This window comes from Bradyrhizobium sp. 4 (assembly GCF_023100905.1).
In the GTDB taxonomy this organism is placed as follows: domain Bacteria; phylum Pseudomonadota; class Alphaproteobacteria; order Rhizobiales; family Xanthobacteraceae; genus Bradyrhizobium.
Map to the genome: position 1 here is coordinate 6,348,449 of NZ_CP064686.1, position 19,156 is coordinate 6,367,604.

General features: G+C 64.0%; 18 protein-coding genes. 10 read left to right on the top strand and 8 right to left on the bottom strand.

The features are described from left to right. Window positions 1–25: 25 nt before the first annotated feature. The 3 genes from IVB45_RS30330 to IVB45_RS30340 all read left to right on the top strand — a co-directional run bounded on the left by IVB45_RS30330 (window position 26) and on the right by IVB45_RS30340 (window position 2,938). Window positions 26–1,030, top strand: coding sequence for an alpha/beta hydrolase (locus tag IVB45_RS30330; RefSeq protein WP_247358297.1), 1,005 nt, complete (start codon window positions 26–28; stop codon window positions 1,028–1,030). 21 nt (window positions 1,031–1,051) lie between these two features. Continuing rightward, window positions 1,052–1,498 (top strand): DUF6130 family protein, encoded by a 447-nt coding sequence (locus IVB45_RS30335; protein WP_247358296.1) that lies wholly within the window; start codon window positions 1,052–1,054, stop codon window positions 1,496–1,498. Window positions 1,499–1,582: 84 nt separating this feature from the next. Further along, window positions 1,583–2,938: an esterase-like activity of phytase family protein gene (locus tag IVB45_RS30340; protein ID WP_247358295.1), complete on the top strand. Its 1,356-nt coding sequence runs from the start codon at window positions 1,583–1,585 to the stop codon at window positions 2,936–2,938. A 190-nt stretch (window positions 2,939–3,128) separates the two neighbouring features. Here the strand turns inward: IVB45_RS30340 and IVB45_RS30345 are convergent, their stop codons facing one another. Together IVB45_RS30345 and IVB45_RS30350 are read right to left on the bottom strand one after the other, a co-directional pair. Beyond that, entirely contained in the window at window positions 3,129–4,805 is a 1,677-nt protein-coding gene (locus IVB45_RS30345; RefSeq protein ID WP_247358294.1) for a mucoidy inhibitor MuiA family protein, read from the bottom strand. Window positions 4,806–4,973: 168 nt separating this feature from the next. After that, window positions 4,974–5,594 carry a response regulator gene (locus IVB45_RS30350; protein WP_027570388.1) on the bottom strand — a complete coding sequence of 207 codons (621 nt, stop codon included), beginning with the start codon at window positions 5,592–5,594 and terminating at the stop codon, window positions 4,974–4,976. Window positions 5,595–5,796: 202 nt separating this feature from the next. On the opposite strand from IVB45_RS30350, the gene IVB45_RS30355 reads away from it, so the two are divergent. Continuing rightward, on the top strand, window positions 5,797–6,825 hold the full coding sequence (locus IVB45_RS30355) for an AraC family transcriptional regulator (RefSeq protein WP_247358293.1): 1,029 nt from the start codon (window positions 5,797–5,799) through the stop codon (window positions 6,823–6,825). A gap of 2 nt (window positions 6,826–6,827) precedes the next feature. Here the strand turns inward: IVB45_RS30355 and IVB45_RS30360 are convergent, their stop codons facing one another. After that, complete coding sequence (locus IVB45_RS30360; RefSeq protein WP_247358292.1) at window positions 6,828–8,039, bottom strand: NnrS family protein; 1,212 nt, start codon at window positions 8,037–8,039, stop codon at window positions 6,828–6,830. A gap of 128 nt (window positions 8,040–8,167) precedes the next feature. Between IVB45_RS30360 and IVB45_RS30365 the strand changes: the two genes are divergently transcribed. After that, window positions 8,168–8,878, top strand: coding sequence for a Crp/Fnr family transcriptional regulator (locus IVB45_RS30365; protein WP_247358291.1), 711 nt, complete (start codon window positions 8,168–8,170; stop codon window positions 8,876–8,878). An 87-nt stretch (window positions 8,879–8,965) separates the two neighbouring features. On the opposite strand, the gene IVB45_RS30370 is transcribed toward IVB45_RS30365, so the two are convergent. Next, window positions 8,966–9,163 (bottom strand): DUF1858 domain-containing protein, encoded by a 198-nt coding sequence (locus IVB45_RS30370; protein WP_007596228.1) that lies wholly within the window; start codon window positions 9,161–9,163, stop codon window positions 8,966–8,968. A gap of 101 nt (window positions 9,164–9,264) precedes the next feature. Beyond that, the gene (gene hemN / locus IVB45_RS30375) at window positions 9,265–10,617 is read right to left on the bottom strand and encodes an oxygen-independent coproporphyrinogen III oxidase (RefSeq protein WP_247358290.1); all 1,353 of its coding nucleotides are present in this window, start codon (window positions 10,615–10,617) and stop codon (window positions 9,265–9,267) included. Between the two features lie 159 nt (window positions 10,618–10,776). Here hemN and IVB45_RS30380 point away from each other — a divergent pair, with 159 nt between their 5' ends. The 3 genes from IVB45_RS30380 (at window position 10,777) to IVB45_RS30390 (ending at window position 13,246) form a co-directional block, all read left to right on the top strand. After that, window positions 10,777–10,983 carry a hypothetical protein gene (locus IVB45_RS30380; protein ID WP_027519965.1) on the top strand — a complete coding sequence of 69 codons (207 nt, stop codon included), beginning with the start codon at window positions 10,777–10,779 and terminating at the stop codon, window positions 10,981–10,983. A 236-nt stretch (window positions 10,984–11,219) separates the two neighbouring features. Continuing rightward, window positions 11,220–12,317 (top strand): copper-containing nitrite reductase, encoded by a 1,098-nt coding sequence (gene nirK / locus IVB45_RS30385; protein WP_247358289.1) that lies wholly within the window; start codon window positions 11,220–11,222, stop codon window positions 12,315–12,317. Window positions 12,318–12,367: 50 nt separating this feature from the next. Beyond that, entirely contained in the window at window positions 12,368–13,246 is an 879-nt protein-coding gene (locus tag IVB45_RS30390; protein WP_247358288.1) for an SUMF1/EgtB/PvdO family nonheme iron enzyme, read from the top strand. Between the two features lie 43 nt (window positions 13,247–13,289). On the opposite strand, the gene IVB45_RS30395 is transcribed toward IVB45_RS30390, so the two are convergent. Genes IVB45_RS30395 through IVB45_RS30405 form a run of 3 tightly spaced genes read right to left on the bottom strand, consistent with a single transcriptional unit; the run spans window position 13,290 to window position 15,324 of the window. Further along, a complete protein-coding gene (locus IVB45_RS30395; RefSeq protein ID WP_247358287.1) occupies window positions 13,290–13,925 on the bottom strand; it encodes a GNAT family N-acetyltransferase in 636 nt (211 codons plus the stop codon). Window positions 13,926–13,947: 22 nt separating this feature from the next. After that, window positions 13,948–14,598, bottom strand: a complete 651-nt coding sequence (locus IVB45_RS30400) for a CoA transferase subunit B (protein WP_027570379.1) — start codon at window positions 14,596–14,598, stop codon at window positions 13,948–13,950. Between the two features lie 18 nt (window positions 14,599–14,616). Next, the gene (locus IVB45_RS30405; protein ID WP_007596238.1) at window positions 14,617–15,324 is read right to left on the bottom strand and encodes a CoA transferase subunit A; all 708 of its coding nucleotides are present in this window, start codon (window positions 15,322–15,324) and stop codon (window positions 14,617–14,619) included. Window positions 15,325–15,614: 290 nt separating this feature from the next. Between IVB45_RS30405 and IVB45_RS30410 the strand changes: the two genes are divergently transcribed. Both IVB45_RS30410 and IVB45_RS30415 read left to right on the top strand, forming a co-directional pair. Beyond that, window positions 15,615–17,540: an AsmA family protein gene (locus IVB45_RS30410; RefSeq protein ID WP_247359163.1), complete on the top strand. Its 1,926-nt coding sequence runs from the start codon at window positions 15,615–15,617 to the stop codon at window positions 17,538–17,540. A 210-nt stretch (window positions 17,541–17,750) separates the two neighbouring features. Next, window positions 17,751–19,136, top strand: a complete 1,386-nt coding sequence (locus IVB45_RS30415) for an ABC transporter substrate-binding protein (RefSeq protein WP_247358286.1) — start codon at window positions 17,751–17,753, stop codon at window positions 19,134–19,136. Window positions 19,137–19,156 lie beyond the last annotated feature (20 nt).

Genomic DNA, 19,156 nt, shown 5'->3' on the forward strand with positions numbered 1-19,156 from the left:
CTCATCGTTTTGAAAGGAAATTAATATGAAAACCGCAGAGACCACACGCAAGCCATCGCTCCTCGATCGTCGGAGTCTCGTTCTTGGGTTGTCCGGAGCGGCTGTCGCAGTTGCTTCGACGGCAGCGTCCGCGAAGCCGGAGCGCGACGAACACACCGCCGATGCCTATCCGGTCACCTATCATCGAACCAAGACCGTCGACGGGATCAAGATCTTCTATCGCGAGGCGGGTCCGAAGGACGCGCCGGTTGTGCTGTTGCTGCACGGCTTCCCGACCTCCTCGCACATGTTCCGCAACCTGATCCCGGCACTGGCCGACAAGTACCACGTGATCGCTCCCGACTATCCCGGATATGGCCAGAGCGAGATGCCACCGCGCGCGACATTCAAGTACACGTTCGACCGTTTCGGCGAGCTTGTCGGCGGCCTGCTCGACCAGCTCGGCGTCACCCGCTACGCGATGTACGTCATGGACTACGGCGCTCCCGTCGGCTGGCGCCTGGCGCTCAAAAATCCAGAGCGCATCAGCGGCCTGATCGTGCAGAACGGCAACGCCTATGACGAAGGGCTGAAGGAGTTCTGGAATCCGATCAAGCAATACTGGGCCGACGGATCCGATGCCAGTCGGCAGGCATTGATGAAGCTGGTAACGCTGGAAACGACGAAATTCCAGTACACCGACGGCATGTCCGACGTCAGCCGGATTTCACCCGACAACTGGGTGCAGGATCAGGCGCTGCTCGACCGTCCTGGCAACAGCGAAATCCAGATGGACCTGTTCTACGACTATCGGACCAATTTGCCGCTGTATCCCGCGGTGCAGGCCTACTTCCGCAAGCACAAGCCGCCGACCCTGATCGTCTGGGGCAAGAACGATTTCATCTTCCCGGCCGATGGCGCCCATCCCTACAAACGCGACCTGCCCCAGGTAGAATTTCACCTGATGAACACCGGCCATTTCGCGCTCGAGGACAAGTTCGACGAAATGGTCCCGTTAATTCGCAACTTCCTCTCCCGCAAGATCGCCTGATCATCCCGGAAGGAAACGGACATGCATGCCGCTCTCGACTGCGTGGCCGTTCTGGCAGCCTCCACCTTGTTCGCAGCAGCCGCCGCCGCCCAAACCGCCAGAGACGTGCGCGGCCCATCGCCGCTGGTCGCGATCGAAAACGAGGTGCCTGCGCGGCTGATCGTCGATCCGCCGCTCGCCGAACAGTTGGCGCAGGGTCTCGTCTTCATCCAGTACACCACGGAGAATCTCCGCGTCGTGCCGGTGTTTGGCAAAGGCGCGCTCGACGTATCGCCGCGCATCGGCCACGTCCATATCACGGTCGACGATGCGCCGTGGCATTTTGTCGATGCCAGCGGCGAGACCGTGATCGTGGTCGGACTGAAGCCCGGCTCCCACAAGGTCCTGCTGGAGCTGGCCGATCCCACGCATCACGTGATCGACAGCAAGACCGTCAGTTTCGAAATTCCAACACCCCTAAAAAAATAACCGTCGGCCGCAGCCGTCGGCCCGGTTTCACAAAACTGCAATGCGCGGCCCGCATAAGACGTCCTCCGTTAACAGGAGACGCACATGCGCGCGACTTTTCTTGGCACCGTCGCAACGATCATTCTCACCGCGAGCTCCGCGCTCGCGCAGAGCGAAGGCGAATTCCCTGCCAAGCTCGCCGGCCATTTGGTGATGCCGGCCGCCACGTTCATCGATGCGCCGGCTGATGCCCCGGCCGATCTCAAGACATCCGGCAAATACACCACCGGCAAGCGGGTGGACGCGCTCGGCACGGTGATGGGCAGGTCCTATGAGCGGGCCACCGGCGTGTCGCTGCCGTTCAAGGGCCAGCCGCTGCAGGGCCATTCCGGCATCAAATCGACGGCCGACGGCACCTTCTGGGTCATCACCGACAACGGCATGGGCGCGCGCGCCAATTCGCCGGATTCCATGCTGTACCTCAATCGTTACAAAATGGATTGGGCCGGCGGCAAGATCGAGCGGCTGGAGACCGTGTTCCTGCACGATCCCGACAGACGCGTGCCGTTCCGCATCGTGCATGAAGACACCGAGAAGCGTTACCTCACCGGCTCCGACTTCGACACCGAAGGTTTTCAGATCATCGGCGACACCTTCTGGATCGGCGACGAGTTCGGCCCCTACATCCTGAAGGCCGACAAGACCGGCAAGATTCTCGGGCTGTTCGAGACGGTCGCCGACGGCAAGCCGGTGCGCTCGCCGGATCATTGGGCGGTGGCGACCCCGGGCGCGCCGGGTGCGACCTACAGCAACGTCAACCTCCGACGCTCCAAGGGTTATGAGGGCTTCGCTTCCTCGAAAGACGGCAAGTTTCTCTACGGCCTGCTCGAGGGGCCGCTCTGGGATGCCGGGAAGAAGGACTGGGAGACGGTCGACGGCAAGGAAGCCTCGCGCATCCTCGAATTCGACGTCGCCGCGGAACAATTCACCGGCCGCTACTGGCAATATGTGTTCGAGCAGAACGGCAACGCCATCGGCGACTTCAACATGATCGACCCGGCGAGCGGCCTGATCATCGAGCGCGACAACGGCGAAGGCACGCCCGACAAGGCCTGCCCGCAAGGCAGCCGCGGCGAGAACTGCTTCCCAGACCTGGCGAAGTTCAAGCGTGTCTACAAGATCGAGCTCAGCGACGGCAATGTCGGCAAGCCCGTGCGCAAGATCGGCTACATCGACCTCCTGAAGATCAGGGACCCCGACAAGAAGGCGAAGAAGCCGCTCAATGACGGCGTCTACACCTTCCCGTTCTTCACCATCGAGAACGTCGATCGTGTCGACGAAACCCACATCATCGTCGGCAACGACAACAATCTGCCGTTCTCGTCCAGCCGCGATCCCAACAAGGCCGACGACGACGAGTTCATGCTGCTCGATGTCGCGGATTTCCTGAAGGCGAAGTGAGCTAGGCTCTTTCAACACGGTCATCGCCCGGCTCGACCGGGCGATCCAGTAATCCGCGGCGCCAGGGATTAGATCGTGACGCTGCGGCGTACCGGATGCCCCGCCCCCGTGCGCAACTGCGCACTAGGCGGGGCATGACAGGGAGTGAGCGAGCGCGAGCTAAGACAGCATCGCACTTCGGCGCCGCCCATCAGCCCGCCGGCACGATCACCATGCTCTTGTCCTTCGGCCAGCGAACGCGCCAGGCGAAGTTGATGTCCTTGACCTCGCCGGGCTTGGCGTCGAACGACCATTCCAGGACGCCGCGCCGGTCGCGAATGTTGCTTGCGGTCGGCGGCGTGGTCGCAGGCAACATCTCGACGAGGATGTCCTCGTTCTCGCTGACCGGCAACTGATCCTCGATCGCGACTTTGATCGGGAAGTCGTGGCCGTTGCGGATCGTCGTCTTGAACGATCGCTCGTCGGTTTTCGACGTCGTGACCAGGAGGCCTGCCGACCCTTCGTTGCGCTTGAGCACCGCGCGCTCGATCCTAACCTTGTCGTCGGCGCCGAAGCCGAGCCGCACGATATCGTCCTTGGCCGAAGCCGAGAGCTTGCCGCGGCCGACGAAAGTCCCGTCGCGATAGATTGCGACCTTGCCCGGCAGTAGACTCGTGTCGTCGGTCTGCTTGAAGCTGGCTTCGAGGAATGCGGTGGGGTCCATCACCGGTGCCGCGCGCACCATGAGATCGGCGGGCACGGTCATCGAGGCGATGCGCAGGCTCTTGGCGCCTTCGGCGGCGCCGAGGCTGACCCGGCCGGGAATTTTGTAGGTGGCCTGGAAGTCGCCGATTTCGGCGACCGCCTGCTGTTCTTCGGCGCGCTCGCGGATATCGTCGGCCGCCTTGGCCGCCGATATTTCCATCTTTCGCTGCGGCATTGGCGCCGCAGCAGGCATTGCCGAATCCGAAACTGAGCCCAGCGCCCGCGGCCTCGGCACCTGCGGATATTGTGCAACAAGCGAATTCAGCTCCGGCGCGCTGCCGCCGCGGCCGATGCGGACCGTGGAGACGCCGAGCGTGACGTTGGACCAGTCCTCGCCGGTTGATTGCGTGACCTCGGCGCGCCGAACCAATTCGAGCTGCGGTTTGCGATCCTTCGCGCCGGTGTCGAGCCGGGCGTCGTATAGCGGCAGCCAGCGCGCATTGCGCACATTGTAGGTGACCCTCAACGTCGCCTTGGTTGCTGCCGGCGCGGCGATGTCCATGCGGACTTCGAGCTTGCTCGGCGGCTTGGCCTTGCGCTCGACTTCGAACTGGGCGATCTGCCGATCGATCTCGCGCATCTTGCGCGTGGCGTCGCGAACGGCGGTGTCGGCGCTGGCAATTTCCTCGCCGACGGTGGCAAAGGCCGTGCGCCATTCGGCAATCGGCCGCGCCTCGCCCTTGTCGCCGATGCCGGCAGGAGAGGCTTCCGCAAAATGCTCCGCGAATTTGCGCCGCGCATTGGCCGAGTCGATCGCGCCTTGCAGGTCGGCGCGCTGGTCGTTCAGTGCCTCGATGCGCTTGTCCAGCTCCGGCAAATTGACCGGCGCCGCACGCGGCGTTCGCGCATCGATCGTGCCGATAGTGAGCTTCGCTCCCCCCTCACCCTCCACCCGGATCGAGGAGGTGTCGAGACCAAGCGGGAAGTCCTTGGCAACGAGCGTCGAATCGCCAGACGGCAGGTCCACCGCGATGACGCGGGTTACGGTCGCGCCATCGGGGTAAACGGTGACGGTATCGATGGCCGACGTGGCGCCCAATTCGGCGGCCCATGACAACGACGCGAATGCCGTGGTCACCAGAACCAGGCTCGTCGTCGCCAAACATCTTGCGGTGATGCGCATCAAGTCCCTCCTCCAAGTCATCGCCGCCGCCAGCCGGACGCGCGATCCAATGCCTCGCCAACATGGTTGGACGCGGCAGGGAAGGAACTGGTTCGATTAGGGTTTCCGTGGGGCGCCGCCGCGGCGGCAGCAAGGCCCGGAACGTGTCGTCAGCCCGCGACGGAGCCCTTAATCCTGAGCGGACGAACCCTGCCCGAAGATGCGGCGAAGCAGATCGGTGACGTTCTTGGCGCCCGCCTTCCTCAGAATGCCGGCGCGATAGCCCTCGACCGTGCGTGCGCTCAGATGCATGCGCCGGGCGATCTCCTTGTTGGTCAGGCCGGCGGCGAGATGCTCGAGCACGTCGCCCTCTCGCGCGGTCAGGGGTTCGCAGCCGGGCAGCCAGCGCTGCCGGCTGGAGCCGGGCTGTGCGAACTCGTCGATGGCGGCATCGATCCGGTCGACGATGTCGCGGGTGCGGAACGGCTTCTCGATGAAGTCGGCCGCACCGCTCCTGATGGCATCCACCGCCATGGCGATGCTGCCGTTTGTCGCGGTCACCAGCACCGGCGCCATGCAGTTTTCCTCGCGCAGGCGCTTGAGCACGTCGAGACCGGAGCGATCGGGCGGCATCTCCAGCAGCACGCAGGCCGGCATCCGCGCCTTGGCCTCCGAGAGCAGAGACGCGCCGTCGGCGAAGCAGATCACGTTGTATGCGCTCTGTTGGAGCGCGGTGGACAATTGTTCGCGGGAGGCGGCATCGGTGTCGATGACGAATACCTCACCCTTGGAAAGCATGTTCCCCGGCATAATTCCGATCCAGCAATGTCTTTGGTCAAATGGTCCGAGACAGCAGCGGGGCCTCGTCGCGCCGCGCCGTCATATGCACGGCATTCACGCCCGTGCTTCGGTTTCACTTATGTATGTTCCACCCGGTTCCCGGATTTGACGGATCGGGACATAAACTTTACATTTCGGGACATCTGCGGGATGGCTGACAGGAACGGGTCGCATGACCGACCTCATTCGTAGCGCAGGCTTGAGCTATTACCCGGAGGTCGCCCGGTCGGTCGGGCTCGACCCCAAACAAATGATGCGCAAGGTCAGGCTGCCGCTGGCCTGCCTCGACAAGCCCGATACGCCCATTGCCGTCACCGGCCTGCGCCGCCTGCTCGAATTGTCGGCAGAGGCGTCCGGAGCCGAAGATTTCGGCTTGCGGCTTGCCGAGCGCGGCGGGCTGACCAATTTCGGCGCAGTCGGCCTGATCGTGCGCGAACAGGCGACCGTTGGTGAAGCCATCGAAGCCTTCTCGCGCTTCATCCCGATCCATCACGACGGCATGAAGCTGGATGTCACCCGCGACAAGCAGACCGTCACCGTCACGCTGTACCTGCGCGGCCGACAGCCGACCGCGCCGCGCCAGTCGATCGACATGGCGCTCGGCAGCGTCCACCGCATCATCCAGTCGCTGTTCGGCAGCGATTGGCGGCCGAAGGAAGTTCACCTGCACTACCCACCGCCGCTCGACCGCAAGCGCTACCGCGAGTTCTACGGCTGCCGTGTGACCTTCAATGCGGAGGACGATTCGATCCTGTTGTCGGCACACGACATGGAGCGCCGGATCCCGAGCGCGCATCCGCTGATCGCGAGCTATCTGCGCAAGCGGATCGAGGCGATCGAGACGCGGCCGGCAAGCTGGGAGGAGAAGGTCGACGAGGTCGTCCGTCTCCTGCTCGCCGGCGGCGACTGCACGGTCGAGCGCGTCGCCGAGCACCTCGCCTGCACCCGCCGCACCATCCACCGCCATCTCGCCGAAGCCGGCACCAGCTTCTCGGCCATCCTCGACGCGCAGCGCGCCCATCTCGCGGTCCAGCTGATCGACGACCCCGGCCGACCGCTGGCCGACATCGCCGTGCAACTCGGCTTCTCCGCACAGAGCGCCATGGCCCGCTGGTTCCGCGGCCATTTCGGCTGCACCATCACCGCATGGCGCAAAGGCGTCCGGCCATTGGAATCACGGACCGCGGCGACCGCGGCTTGAATTCAGCGTGCCGGGACGGGCACGCCCATGATGGCGAGGGCGCGGCGACGGCTGCCGGCGAGCAGCGGACCGAACGCGATGGCAAAGCCGAGGAACGCAACGATCCAGCCGCACGCGGCAAGGTGCAGCAACGCATCGCTGTGCGCCGGCCAAACCACCGCCGCGACCCGCGCCAGCGCCGCGACGATGATCGCGGCATAGATGGCTTGTGTCGCCGGCGACGCCGTCAGCGCCTGTCCGGTATGGCCGAGACTCGCACGGGTCATCACCGCGAGCGTCATGGTTCCAGCCGCTCCCGCCATCCAGGCGTGGATGCCCGCGCTCGGCGGCAACGCGCCGAAGACGGCAAAAGCATGCAGGAGGAAGCCAAGCGGCACGAAGACATAGCCGACATGGAGAATCAGGGGCAACCGCTCGCGGAAGGTGCGATCACCGGCCCAGCGCGCAAGCCGCACCAGGTGCAGCACACCCACCAGTGCCATCACCGCCCCGGTAACCGTACTCAAGGGCGCGACGATCCACGCGATGATCGCAATTGCGCTGCACCCGATCACCACACCGTCAAAACGCCCGAACGGCACCGGCAGGCGGCCGGGGTTGAACTTGACCAGCCAGTTTCGGGTGAAACTCGGGATGATGCGGCCGCCGATCAGCGAGATCATCACAACGACCACGCCGATGCCGACGCGGATGCCGACATCGGCCGCACCCGCGTAATGCGCTTCGAGATGGAAGGCGACATTGCCTGCGAGCAACACGAGCACCAGCACCACCACAGGAAGGTTGCGCCAGTTGCCGCCGGCGATGATCTCGCGCGTTGCAGCAGCGACGACCAGCGTCAGGAAGGCGGCATCGACGGCAAGCGCAAACGCCCAGCCGATATCGGCAGACAGCGTCACCGCGACCCGACCGGCGAGCCAGACCGCCACCAGCGCGGCCAAGGACGTCCCCTGGATCGGCAGCCGCCCGGTCCAGTTCGGGATCGCCGTGAACAGGAATCCCGTGATCACCGCCGGCAAGAAGCCGTAGAGCATCTCATGGACGTGCCAGTCGCGCGGCGCGAAAGCGGAGCTCACCGACAATTCGCCATAGAACATCGGCAGCCATGCCAGGATCGAAAGCCCTGCCTGGATGGCGGCGAGCAGGAAAAAGGGCCGAAAGCTGTTCGCAAACAGCGGCCAGCCCTCAAAGTTGCGGGATCGGACGCCAGCCATGGGTCAACTCCAGTCGATTCAAATCGTCGCTTGGAAAAATACTGCCGTCCGGCCGGGTCGTTTTTGAGCTATCGCAAACACCCTGACGATTGCAGGTGTCATCACACTTCCAGCGCCAAGGAGGCAGAATGGCCAAGGTCGACACATCGCTGGTTGCGCATTTGCCGCTGTTTGGGGGTGTCAAACCGGAGGACCTCGAGGAGATCCTGCGCGAAGCCCGCTCAGTGCGCTATCCCAAGAACAGCGCCATTTTTGAGCAGGGCGCGGACGCGCAATCCTTCTTCCTGCTGCTGCACGGCCATGTTCGCGCGGCCAAGACCACACCGACCGGCGAGCAGATCGTGGTGCGCTATGTCGCGCCGGGCGAAACGTTCGGTCTCGCGATGGCGATCGGTGCCGCGCGCTATCCGGCCACGGCGATCGCGGTCGACGACAGCGTCGCACTGATCTGGCCGACCTCGGCATGGCCACGACTGGTCGAGCGATTTCCCTCGCTTGCCGCCAACACGCTCCAGACCGTCGGCACGCGGCTCCAGGAGAGCCACACCCGGATCCTGGAAATGTCGACCCAGCAGGTCGAGCAGCGTGTCGCTCATGCGCTGCTGCGCCTCGCCAAACAATCCGGCAAGAAGCTCGACCACGGCATCGAGATCGATTTCCCGATCAGCCGCCAGGACATCGCGCAGATGACCGGCACCACGCTGCACACCGTGAGCCGCATCCTGAGCAGCTGGGAACAGCAGGGACTGGTCGAGAGCGGCCGTCAGCGCATCATCCTGCGCGATCCGCATGGGATCGTCGTGCTCGCGGAGCGGAGCCCCGACAGCGGCGCGGCGTGAAGCCAGGGGTGAAGGGTGCTTCCGCTTACGGCGAAAGCGCCCCTCACCCGGGAATCCGCACGCGGCCCGCGCGAATTCCAGACCGGTTCACGCCGGCACGCGGTCGCACAGCGCGGCGAGGAATTTGTCGCGATCGATGCCATGCTCGCGGCAGGCGTCATCGACCGTGTGGAAGGTTGCGATCGGACAGCCAACGCAAGCCATCCTGAAGGCGAGAAACACGCGGATCGTGTGCGGCGCCGTGCGCATGATGTCATCGACCAGATCGTCGGATCCAAAAGGCATGGACAACAACTCCGTTCCGAAACCACGATAGCGGAGCGGGCGCGAGTCTCTTTGTCGAAGCGCAAGCTGGCCCGTCATTCCGGCATGACGGTAAGGTGATCTCACACCGCCCGGCTGTGCAACTGCTTCGCGGGATCCAGATGCGCGTCGAACGCGGCTGCGACGCTGCGCACGAGAAAGCGCGAGTCCTTTGCGACTGCGATGCGGTCGCCGTCCAGTCTCACGACGCCGTCGGAGATCAGCGGCTTCAGACGCGATGCCGATTTCAGCATTGCCCCGGCCTCTGCGCCATGACGCGCGCAGATATCGCCGAGATCGGCGCTGAACTCGCACATGATGCGTTCGATGATGTCGGCGCGCAGCCGGTCGTCGTCGGTGAGCCCATAGCCTTTAGCGGTGGCCAAATGACCCGCGGCGATGCTCTGCGCATATGCGCCGATCTGGACCTCGTTCTGGACATAGCCCTGCGACAAATGTCCGATCGCGCTCGCGCCGAAGCCGAGCAGGACTTCGCCCTTGTCGGTGGTGTAGCCCTGAAAATTGCGCCGCAGCGTGCGTTGCTCGAAGGCCACAGCCATGGAATCGTCCGGCCGCGCGAAATGATCGAGCCCGATCTGCACATAACCGGCCTCCTTCAACGCATTGGCGATCGCGCAGGCCTGGTCGTGGCGCGCAAGGCCGTCGGGCAGCACGGCCTCGTTGATCATGCGCTGGTGCCTCTTGAAAGCAGGCACATGCGCGTAGCCGAACACCGAGAAGCGGTCGGGCCCAAGCTCGAGCGAACGTCGCACCGTATCCAGGCACGAGGCAACGGTCTGGTGCGGCAGTCCGTAGATCAAATCGAAGTTGATCCCGTTGATGCCGGCGCGCTGGAGCATGTCGACGACGGAAGCCGTCTGTTCAAGACTCTGCACACGGTTGATCGCGCGCTGCACGACAGGGTCGAAGCTCTGCACGCCCAGGCTCGCGCGATTGACCCCGGAGAGCCGCATGGCCTCGACCATGTCGGCCGTCAGCGTGCGGGGATCGATCTCGACCGCAATCTCGGCCGACGGCAGCACGAAGAAGGCTTGGCGCATCGCCGCCATCAACTCGGCAAAAGCCTCCGGCGCCATGATCGTCGGGGTGCCGCCACCGAAATGGATGTGCTCGACCTTGATGCGCCGGCCGATCGTCTCGGACACCTGCGCGATCTCGCTGCGCAGCGTACGCAGATAGGCCGCGATGAGACCGTCTCGACGAACGATCTGGGTATGGCAGCCGCAATACCAGCACATCTCGCGGCAGAACGGCACGTGCAAATAAAGCGACGCGCTGGCCGCCGCCGGGAGCTCCGCCAGCCACCGGGCGTAGGCGCCCTCGCCGATCGCCGGCGAGAAATGCGGTGCGGTCGGGTAGCTCGTGTAGCGCGGCAGTCGTTCTTCGCCGTAGCTCGCCGCAAGATCGGCCCTCATATCTTACCCATTCGTCAATCAATGCTGCGCAGCGGGGCGGCGCATCCCAGATGGCACGAAATTACCCATTTTCCGGTGCGCTACCTTGCGCTCGCTCAAAGTCCGAGCACGGGATCGGCGCCATGGTGACATTTGATTATTGCCCTCTGGAGATAGGTTATGGCGTCGTTCGCGCTCGATCTCGTTCTGTGGCTCACCGGCGTTCGCGGCCATATCCCGCGCTTTGACGATTTTCGTCCCGTTCCCACGACGCCCACCGTTGGCGCCAGCCACCTGGTACGCGTAATGGTCATCACGGCCGCCGTTCTCGCCGCGCTGTCGCTCGCGGTCTGGGGCACGGTCTGGATTGCGATCCAGTTGCTCTAGCCGACAACAATCCATTCGCAACAAACGCAGCTGAACATGCGAACGATTTGCGGCCGAGGCGACTGACGTCGGGCGCCATCGCGTCTTTGGTATCGCCGATGCGATCTTCGACAAACTCCTAAGGATTTTACCGGAGGCGAATACGGCAAAAGCTTGTTGCAGCACAAACACGGTTGCCGCGATCGGCGCACACTGCATTCCGTCATCAAGACCATTTCAGATGAAGGATGCTTCCGATGTTCACCCGCCGAGCCGCATTGATCAGCGCCGCCGCCACCGCCTTGATGCTGGCGACACCCGCCTTGGCTGCCGACGATCTCAAACTGCCGCGCCAGAAGGTCGAGCTGGTCGCTCCGCCGTTCGTGCACGCGCATGAGCAAGCGACCAAGCAGGGCCCCAAGATCGTGGAATTCACGCTCACGATCGAGGAGAAGAAAGTCGTCATCGACGAGAAGGGAACCACCTTCCAGGCGATGACTTTCAACGGCTCGATGCCGGGTCCGATGATGGTCGTGCACGAGGGCGACTACGTCGAAACGACGCTGGTCAATCCCGCATCCAACTCCATGCCGCACAACATCGACTTCCATTCCGCGACCGGTGCGCTCGGCGGCGGTGCGCTCACGCTGGTCAATCCCGGCGAGCAGGTCGTCTTGCGCTGGAAGGCGACCAAGACCGGCGTGTTCGTCTACCATTGCGCACCGGGCGGCCCGATGATCCCCTGGCACGTCGTCTCCGGCATGAACGGTGCCGTGATGGTGCTGCCGCGTGACGGCCTCAACGACGGCAAGGGCCACGCACTGAAATACGACAAGGTCTATTATGTCGGCGAGCAGGACATGTACGTGCCACGCGACGACAAGGGCAATTTCAAATCCTATGAATCGCCGGGCGAAGCCTTCACCGACACCGAAGAGGTGATGAAGAAGCTGATCCCCTCCCATGTGGTGTTCAACGGCAAGGTCGGCGCGCTCACCGGCAAGAATGCGCTCACCGCCAATGTCGGCGAGAACGTGCTGATCGTGCATTCGCAGGCCAATCGCGACAGCCGTCCGCATCTGATCGGCGGCCATGGCGATTATGTCTGGGAGACCGGCAAGTTCTCCAACGCGCCGGAGACGGGGCTCGAGACCTGGTTCATCCGCGGCGGCTCGGCGGGCGCTGCGCTGTACAAGTTCATGCAGCCCGGCATCTACGCCTATGTCACGCACAATCTGATCGAGGCCGCCGACCTCGGCGCCACCGCGCACTTCAAGGTCGAAGGCAAATGGAACCACGATCTGATGACGCAGGTGAAGGCTCCTGCCGATATCCCGCCCCCCAACACCAACTAGACGCGACGAGGGGCCGGTGATGACCGGCCCCTTTTTCATGGGGAACGACCATGCTGATCGCATTCAAGCTGAAGCTGCTACTCGCCTGCGCCGCCGGGCTTGCGGGGCCGATCGCAGTGGCGCCGCTGGTATCGGACATCGGGACCCACGGCACCGCGACGGAGCCCGCCATCGTCAGGGTCGCGCCAGGCAGCCTGTCCTATCGCGAGGCCGGCGATTTCACGCGTGCCGGACAGCAAGCGGAAGCGCCGCTGCGCGCGATGCGCTTCGAGAGGCCGCTGCACATCATGCGGCATCAGGTCTCGTCATCCGACTATCAGATTTGCGTGCGGGAGGGAGCTTGCCGCGCGCTTGATCGCGGCGTGGCCATCGCCTCCGATCGACCCGCGGTGCAGGTGAGCTGGCACGATGCCGAGGCGTATGCGGGTTGGCTCTCGCGCAAGACCGGTCACAGCTACCGCCTGCCGAGCGACGCGGAATGGGCTTTTGCGGCCGGCTCCAGATTCAGAGATGACGGCCTTCCGGTGGACGCAGCAGATCCATCGAAGCGCTGGATCGGTCGCTACGAGCGTGAATCCGAGCGCGACCTCTTCGACACGACCGCCTATCCGTTCGGCAAGTTCGGTTCGAACGAGCACGGCATCGAAGATCTCGCCGGCAATGTCTGGGAGTGGACCTCGACCTGCTTCGTGCGCTCGCGCACCGACGCGGCCGGCAATACCGGCAAACCGACCGTGAACTGCGGCGTGCGCGTCGCCGAAGGTGCCCACCGCGCCTATGTCACGGATTTCATCCGCGACGCCCGCGCCGGCGGCTGCGCGCAAGGCGTACCGCCTGCCAATCTCGGCTTCCGCCTGGTGCGAGAGGAAACGTCCTGGGTCGCCAGCGTATCGGCGCGGTGGAGCAAGACGTGGGCGGCGAGGTCGTGAGTGATCGTAGCGTCATGGCCTTCGCCAGCACGACGCCGGGAATTCACATCGCCCGCGCGAACATGCGAAAGCCCGGCGCACCGATGATCGCCTCGAAGGCAGGATCGCGCTTCTCCTCGGCAAGGACAAAGCCGGCCTTGGCATAAGCGCGCTCGGCGGGCTCGTTGCCGATCAGGAACGATATTGTCGCCCGGGCAAATCCAGCCGCCCGCCCCTTCTCCAGCGCATGCGCGATCAGCGACTGCACGAGACCGCGACCACGATAGGCGGGATCAGTCGCGACATACTCGATCATCCAATCGCCCTCATCGCCCTGAACCCAGCAGGCGCGCGTGTAGCCGCCACGTTGGCGGATGGCGGCAAGCTCAGGCGGGGCGAGCCCGGTCGCGGCAGCGATCTCTTCGATGGCACGCCAAGCTGCTGGTCCCGTGCCGGCCGCCGGTAGCGCACACAAGGCAGCCGCAGGCTTGTCATCGATCTCGGCGACCAGAAATTCCGAGACGTGCCACATCGACACCGCGCGCGCGACCACGATGCGCGCGACGAACTCGCGGCACTGCGCCTCCGGCAAACCGAGCGCAACGTCGAACCAGCCGCGCGGCCGGTAGCCGCGTTGCGATGACAGGATGGTTTGCGCGATGAAATCGGCGTCTTCGGGACGCGCAGACCGTATCGTCATGCGCGCCCCCTTCGCGAAAACCTTACGTGTTCTTCAGTGCGACGCGGAATTCGGCTTCGGTCTTGGCCTTGACCTCGTCGAGCGAGACGCCGTCGGCGAGCTCGATCAGCGCCATACCGCCGTTGCCGTGCTTGTCGATGGTGAAGACGGCCAGATCGGTCACGACCATGTCGACCACGCGCTCGCCGGTCAGCGGCAAATTGCACTGCTTCAGGAGCTTTGGACCGTCCTTCGCCGAATGCTCCATCACAACGACCACGCGCTTGACGCCGGCGACGAGATCCATCGCGCCGCCCATGCCCTTGACCATCTTGCCGGGGATCATCCAGTTGGCGAGATCGCCGTTCTGGGCCACCTGCATCGCACCGAGGATCGACAGATCCATGTGGCCGCCACGGATCATACCGAAGGAATCCGCGCTCGAGAAATACGAGGTCGACGGCAGCTCGCTCACGGTCTGCTTGCCAGCGTTGATGAGATCGGCGTCCTCTTCACCCTCATAGGGGAACGGGCCCATGCCGAGCATGCCGTTCTCGCTCTGGAGGCTGACGTCCATGCCGTCCGGGATGTAGTTCGAGACCAGCGTCGGGATGCCGATGCCGAGGTTGACGTAGTAGCCGTCACGCAATTCCTTCGCGGCGCGCGCAGCCATCTGTTCACGGGTCCAGGCCATGTGGTTCTCCTGATACGCTTAAGCGGCGGTGCGCGGGCGGGTGTTGCGGAATTCGATGCGCTTCTTGGCCGTTCCGACCTCGACGATGCGCTTGACGAAAAGACCGGGCGTGTGGATGTGGTCGGGATCGAGTTCGCCGGCCGGAACCAAATGCTCGACCTCGGCCACAGTGACTTTAGCGGCGGTCGCCATCATTGGGTTAAAGTTGCGCGCGGTCTTGCGGTAGATGAGGTTACCTGCGGTGTCGCCCTTCCAGGCGTGCACGATGGCGAGGTCGGCGAACAGGCCGCGCTCCATCAGGTATTTCTGCCCGTCGAATTCCTTCACTTCCTTGCCTTCGGCGATCAGCGTGCCGACGCCGGTCTTGGTGTAGAAGGCCGGAATGCCGGCGCCGCCCGCGCGAATGCGCTCGGCCAGCGTGCCCTGCGGATTGAATTCGAGTTCCAGCTCGCCGGCGAGGAATTGCTGGGCAAACAGCTTGTTCTCGCCGACATAGGACGAGATCATCTTCTTGATCTGGCGGGTTTCGAGCAGGCGGCTGAGGCCAATGCCGTCGACGCCGGCATTGTTCGAAACCACCGTCAGGTCCTTGACGCCGGAGTCGCGGATCGCGTCCGACAGCGTCTCGGCGATGCCGCAGAGGCCGAAGCCGCCCGACATGATCATCATGCCGTCTTTCAGAACGCCCTCGAGAGCCGACTTGGCGTCGGGATAGACCTTATTCATGCAAATAACCTTCGAGTGAACCTTCGGCTTGCAGGCGTCGCGCCTTATTGGCGGCGATTATTAGGCGAAATCGTCCGAAGCCGTCAATGATACGGGGTTCTCCGCTCCGCCCCTGGGTGATAGAAGCTGCCCAAGCCGTGGGCGCAACCGTTCCCGTGGCCTTGAAAGCGACAAGAAAACCCATCAAGTTGCGGCACTTAACACAATAGGTCTTGGGCGTGGGGGCGCGCAGGTTTCCCGGCCCGCCTTCTGGCTCCAGCGACCAACCCGATCAGGACATGCCATTGACCATGGCCCAAGGAATGAAGCGCCTCGGGACGCCGATCGCGGCGCTGCTCGGCGTGGCGCTGATCGCCCTGATCGCTACCTCATGGCTCATCAATCGCGACGCACTGCGCAAGGCGGTGGAAACGCAGATCCGCGACGTCACCGGACTCGAGGTCAATGTCGCAGGCGCGATCGACATTTCGGTGCTGCCGGCAAGCTACATCTCTTTCCATGACGTCGGCCTGAAGGGCGGCGGCACCAGCGATCCCGCGCTCCATGTCGAGGTGCTCACCGCGAACCTGCGGCTGCTGCCGCTGCTGCTGCAACGGTTCGAGATCGCCGACCTGACGCTGCTGCGGCCGCGCATCCATGTCAGCCTGAAGCCGGACGGCGAGAGCAACTGGACGCCGTTCATCCAGACCATCGCGCGCACCATGAAGCCCGGTGCCGAGAATCAGGTGTCGTTCTCCGAGATCCGGATCCAGGACGGCGTGCTCGATTACGAGGACGCTGCCACGCACGGCACCGAGAAGTTCGAGGACATCGACCTGTCGCTGGCCTGGCCCTCGATCTCGCGCTCCTTCGCCGCGACCGGACAGTTCGACTGGCGCGGCGAACGGGTCGACGGCTCGATCAGCTTTTCCGATTTCGTCGCCGCGCTCTCCGGCGAGCGCTCGGGGTTGAAGGCGCGGATCGCGAGCGCACCGCTCAAGCTCGCCTTCGACGGCAGCGTCGCCAACCGCACCAGCCCGATGATGGAGGGCACGCTCACCATCGACAGCCCGTCCTTGCGCAACGCGCTGCGCTGGACCGGCCAGCCGCAGCCCGCCAGCGGCGGCTTCGGCCGCTTCGCGCTGAAGGCGAGGGCCAATGTCGTCGGCGCCTCGATCGCGCTCACCAACGTCAATGTCGAGCTCGACGGCAACACCGCCGAGGGCGTGATGACCTACGCCAATAACGGCCGTCAGACGCTGCAGGCGACGCTTGCAGCCGACGCGCTCGACTTCACGCCCTATATCTCGACCTTCCGCCTGCTCGCCAGCGGCGCGCGCGACTGGAACAGGCAGCTGTTCGACCTCAACGCCCTCTCGACCACCGACCTCGACATGCGCCTGTCGGCCGCCAAGCTGACGGTCGGGGCGTCGAAACTCGGCCGCACCGCGATCGGCGCGAATCTGCGCAACGGCACGCTGGCGCTCTCGGTCGGCGAAGCCCAGGTCTATGGCGGCATCGCCAAGGGCTCTTTCGGCATCGCGCGCTCCGACACCGTCGCCGACATCAAGGCGCAGTTCCAGTTCACCGACGTCGACCTTCAGGCCTGCGCCTCCGAGCTGTTCGGTATCAACAAGCTGTCCGGGCGCGGCAACATCAACGTCTCGCTCCTCGCGTCCGGCTCGAGCCCGTTCGGCCTCGTGCAGTCGCTCGACGGCAGCGCCACCGTGACCGGGCATGACGGCGCGATCTCCGGCTTCAATGCCGAGCAGCTCCTGAAGCGGCTCGAGCGGCGGCCGCTGTCCGGCGGCGGCAATTTCCGCAACGGCTCCACCCCTTACGACAATCTCACTATCGCGGTGAAGTTCTCCGATGGCGTGGCCACCGCCGAGGACATCCGCGTCGAGGGACCGGCGGCGAAGATCACAATGACCGGCACCGCATCGGTGCCGGCGCGCGAATACGACATGAAGGGCGTGGCCAGCCTCAACAGCGCGTCGGGGTTCGAATTGCCCTTCGTCGTGCAGGGCCCCTGGGACGATCCCCTGGTGTTCCCCGACCCGGAAAGCCTGATCCGCCGCTCGCCGGCCTCAGCGCCCCTGCTCGACATGCTGAAAGACCGCAAGCCGGGCGACGCGGTGCGCTCCGCGATCGAGCGTATCACCGGGACCGGAAAACGTCCCGCACCGGCCGAAGCGCCGACAGCGGAGAACGCCAAGGGCGCGAAGTCCAACTGAGGACGGCGATCAAGCGGCACCAGCCGATCGACGCAGAATTGATCAGGGCGAATTGATGCAGCGATTGGATCGATGCGCACATTAAGCATCTCCTCTCGCCCGACACCCCCACGACCTATGTCTGACAACAAGCCGCTAGATCGTATCACGGCCATGCGCTAGTGTTTTATACGACCGGTTAAAAACACCGGCCGTTTGAGGGAGAAAAACGTGAAATCCAAGGTTATTGGCGCAGTATCACTGGCGGTCGCTGCGGCCGGGCTGTTTGCAGCCGCTGCACCCGCATTTGCGCAGCAGAAGACGATTACGGTCTGGTGGGGCAAGGGCTTCTACCGCTCCGAAGACGACGCGCTGCTCGAGACGATCAAGAAGTTCGAAGCCAAGACCGGCATCAAGGTCGAATTGTCGCAGTACGCGATCCAGGACATGATTCCGAAGACGGTCGCCGCACTCGATTCAGGCACCGTGCCCGATGTTGCCTATTCCGACACCTACGACGTGCAGGTGCAGGGCAAGTGGGCCTACGAAGGCAGGCTCGAGGACCTCTCCGACATCATGGAGCCGATCAAGGATCGGTTCGTGCAGAACACGCTGGATGCGTCGATCCTCTATAACGACGTCACCAAGAAGAAGGCCTATTACGGTTTCCCGCTGAAGCAGCAGAGCATGCATGTCGAGATCTGGAACGACATGCTGGAGAAGGCCGGCTTCAAGCTCGCCGACATCCCGACCGACTGGGAAGGCTACTGGACGTTCTGGTGCGACAAGGTGCAACCGGGGATCCGCAAGGCGACGGGCCAGCGCGTCTACGGCGTCGGCCAGCCGATGGGCGTGGAATCCACCGACGCCTTCCAGTCGTTCTACACCTTCATGGATGCCTATCACGTCAAGCTGGTCGACGACGACGGCAAGCTCACGGTCGACGATCCCAAGGTCCGCGAGAACCTGATCAAGGCGATGAAGGACTACACCGACACCTACATCAAGGGCTGCACCCCGCCGTCCTCGACGACCTGGAAGGATCCCGACAACAACGTCGCGTTCCACAACAAGACCATCGTGATGACCCACAACTTCACGATCTCGATCGCGGCGAAGTGGTTCGAGGACTCCCAGAACCAGGCGCTCACGCCCGAGCAGCGCGAAGCCGGCAAGAAGGCCTATGGCGAGGACATTATCACCGCGTCCTTCCCGAAGGCTCCGGACGGTTCGACGATCCGCTACCGCTCGGACGTCAAGACCGGACTGGTCTTCTCCGTGGCCAAGAACAAGGCCGAGGCCAAGCAGTTCATCGCCTTCCTGCTCCAGGAAGAGAACGTCCGGCCCTATATCGAGGGTGCGCTCGGCCGCTGGTTCCCGGTGACGAAGGAAAGCCAGGAGAGCCCGTTCTGGCAGGCCGACCGGCATCGCAAGGCGGTCTACGCGCAGTTCAAGGGCGGCACCGCCCCGTTCGACTTCACCAAGAACTGGAAGTTCACCATCCTGAACAACGAGAACGTCTGGGCCAAGGCGATGAACCGCGTCGTCAGCGAGAAGGTGCCGGTGGACAAGGCGGTCGACGAGCTGATCGCTCGCATCAAGGCGGTCGCGGGCTGATCCCGGACTGCAATAAGGTA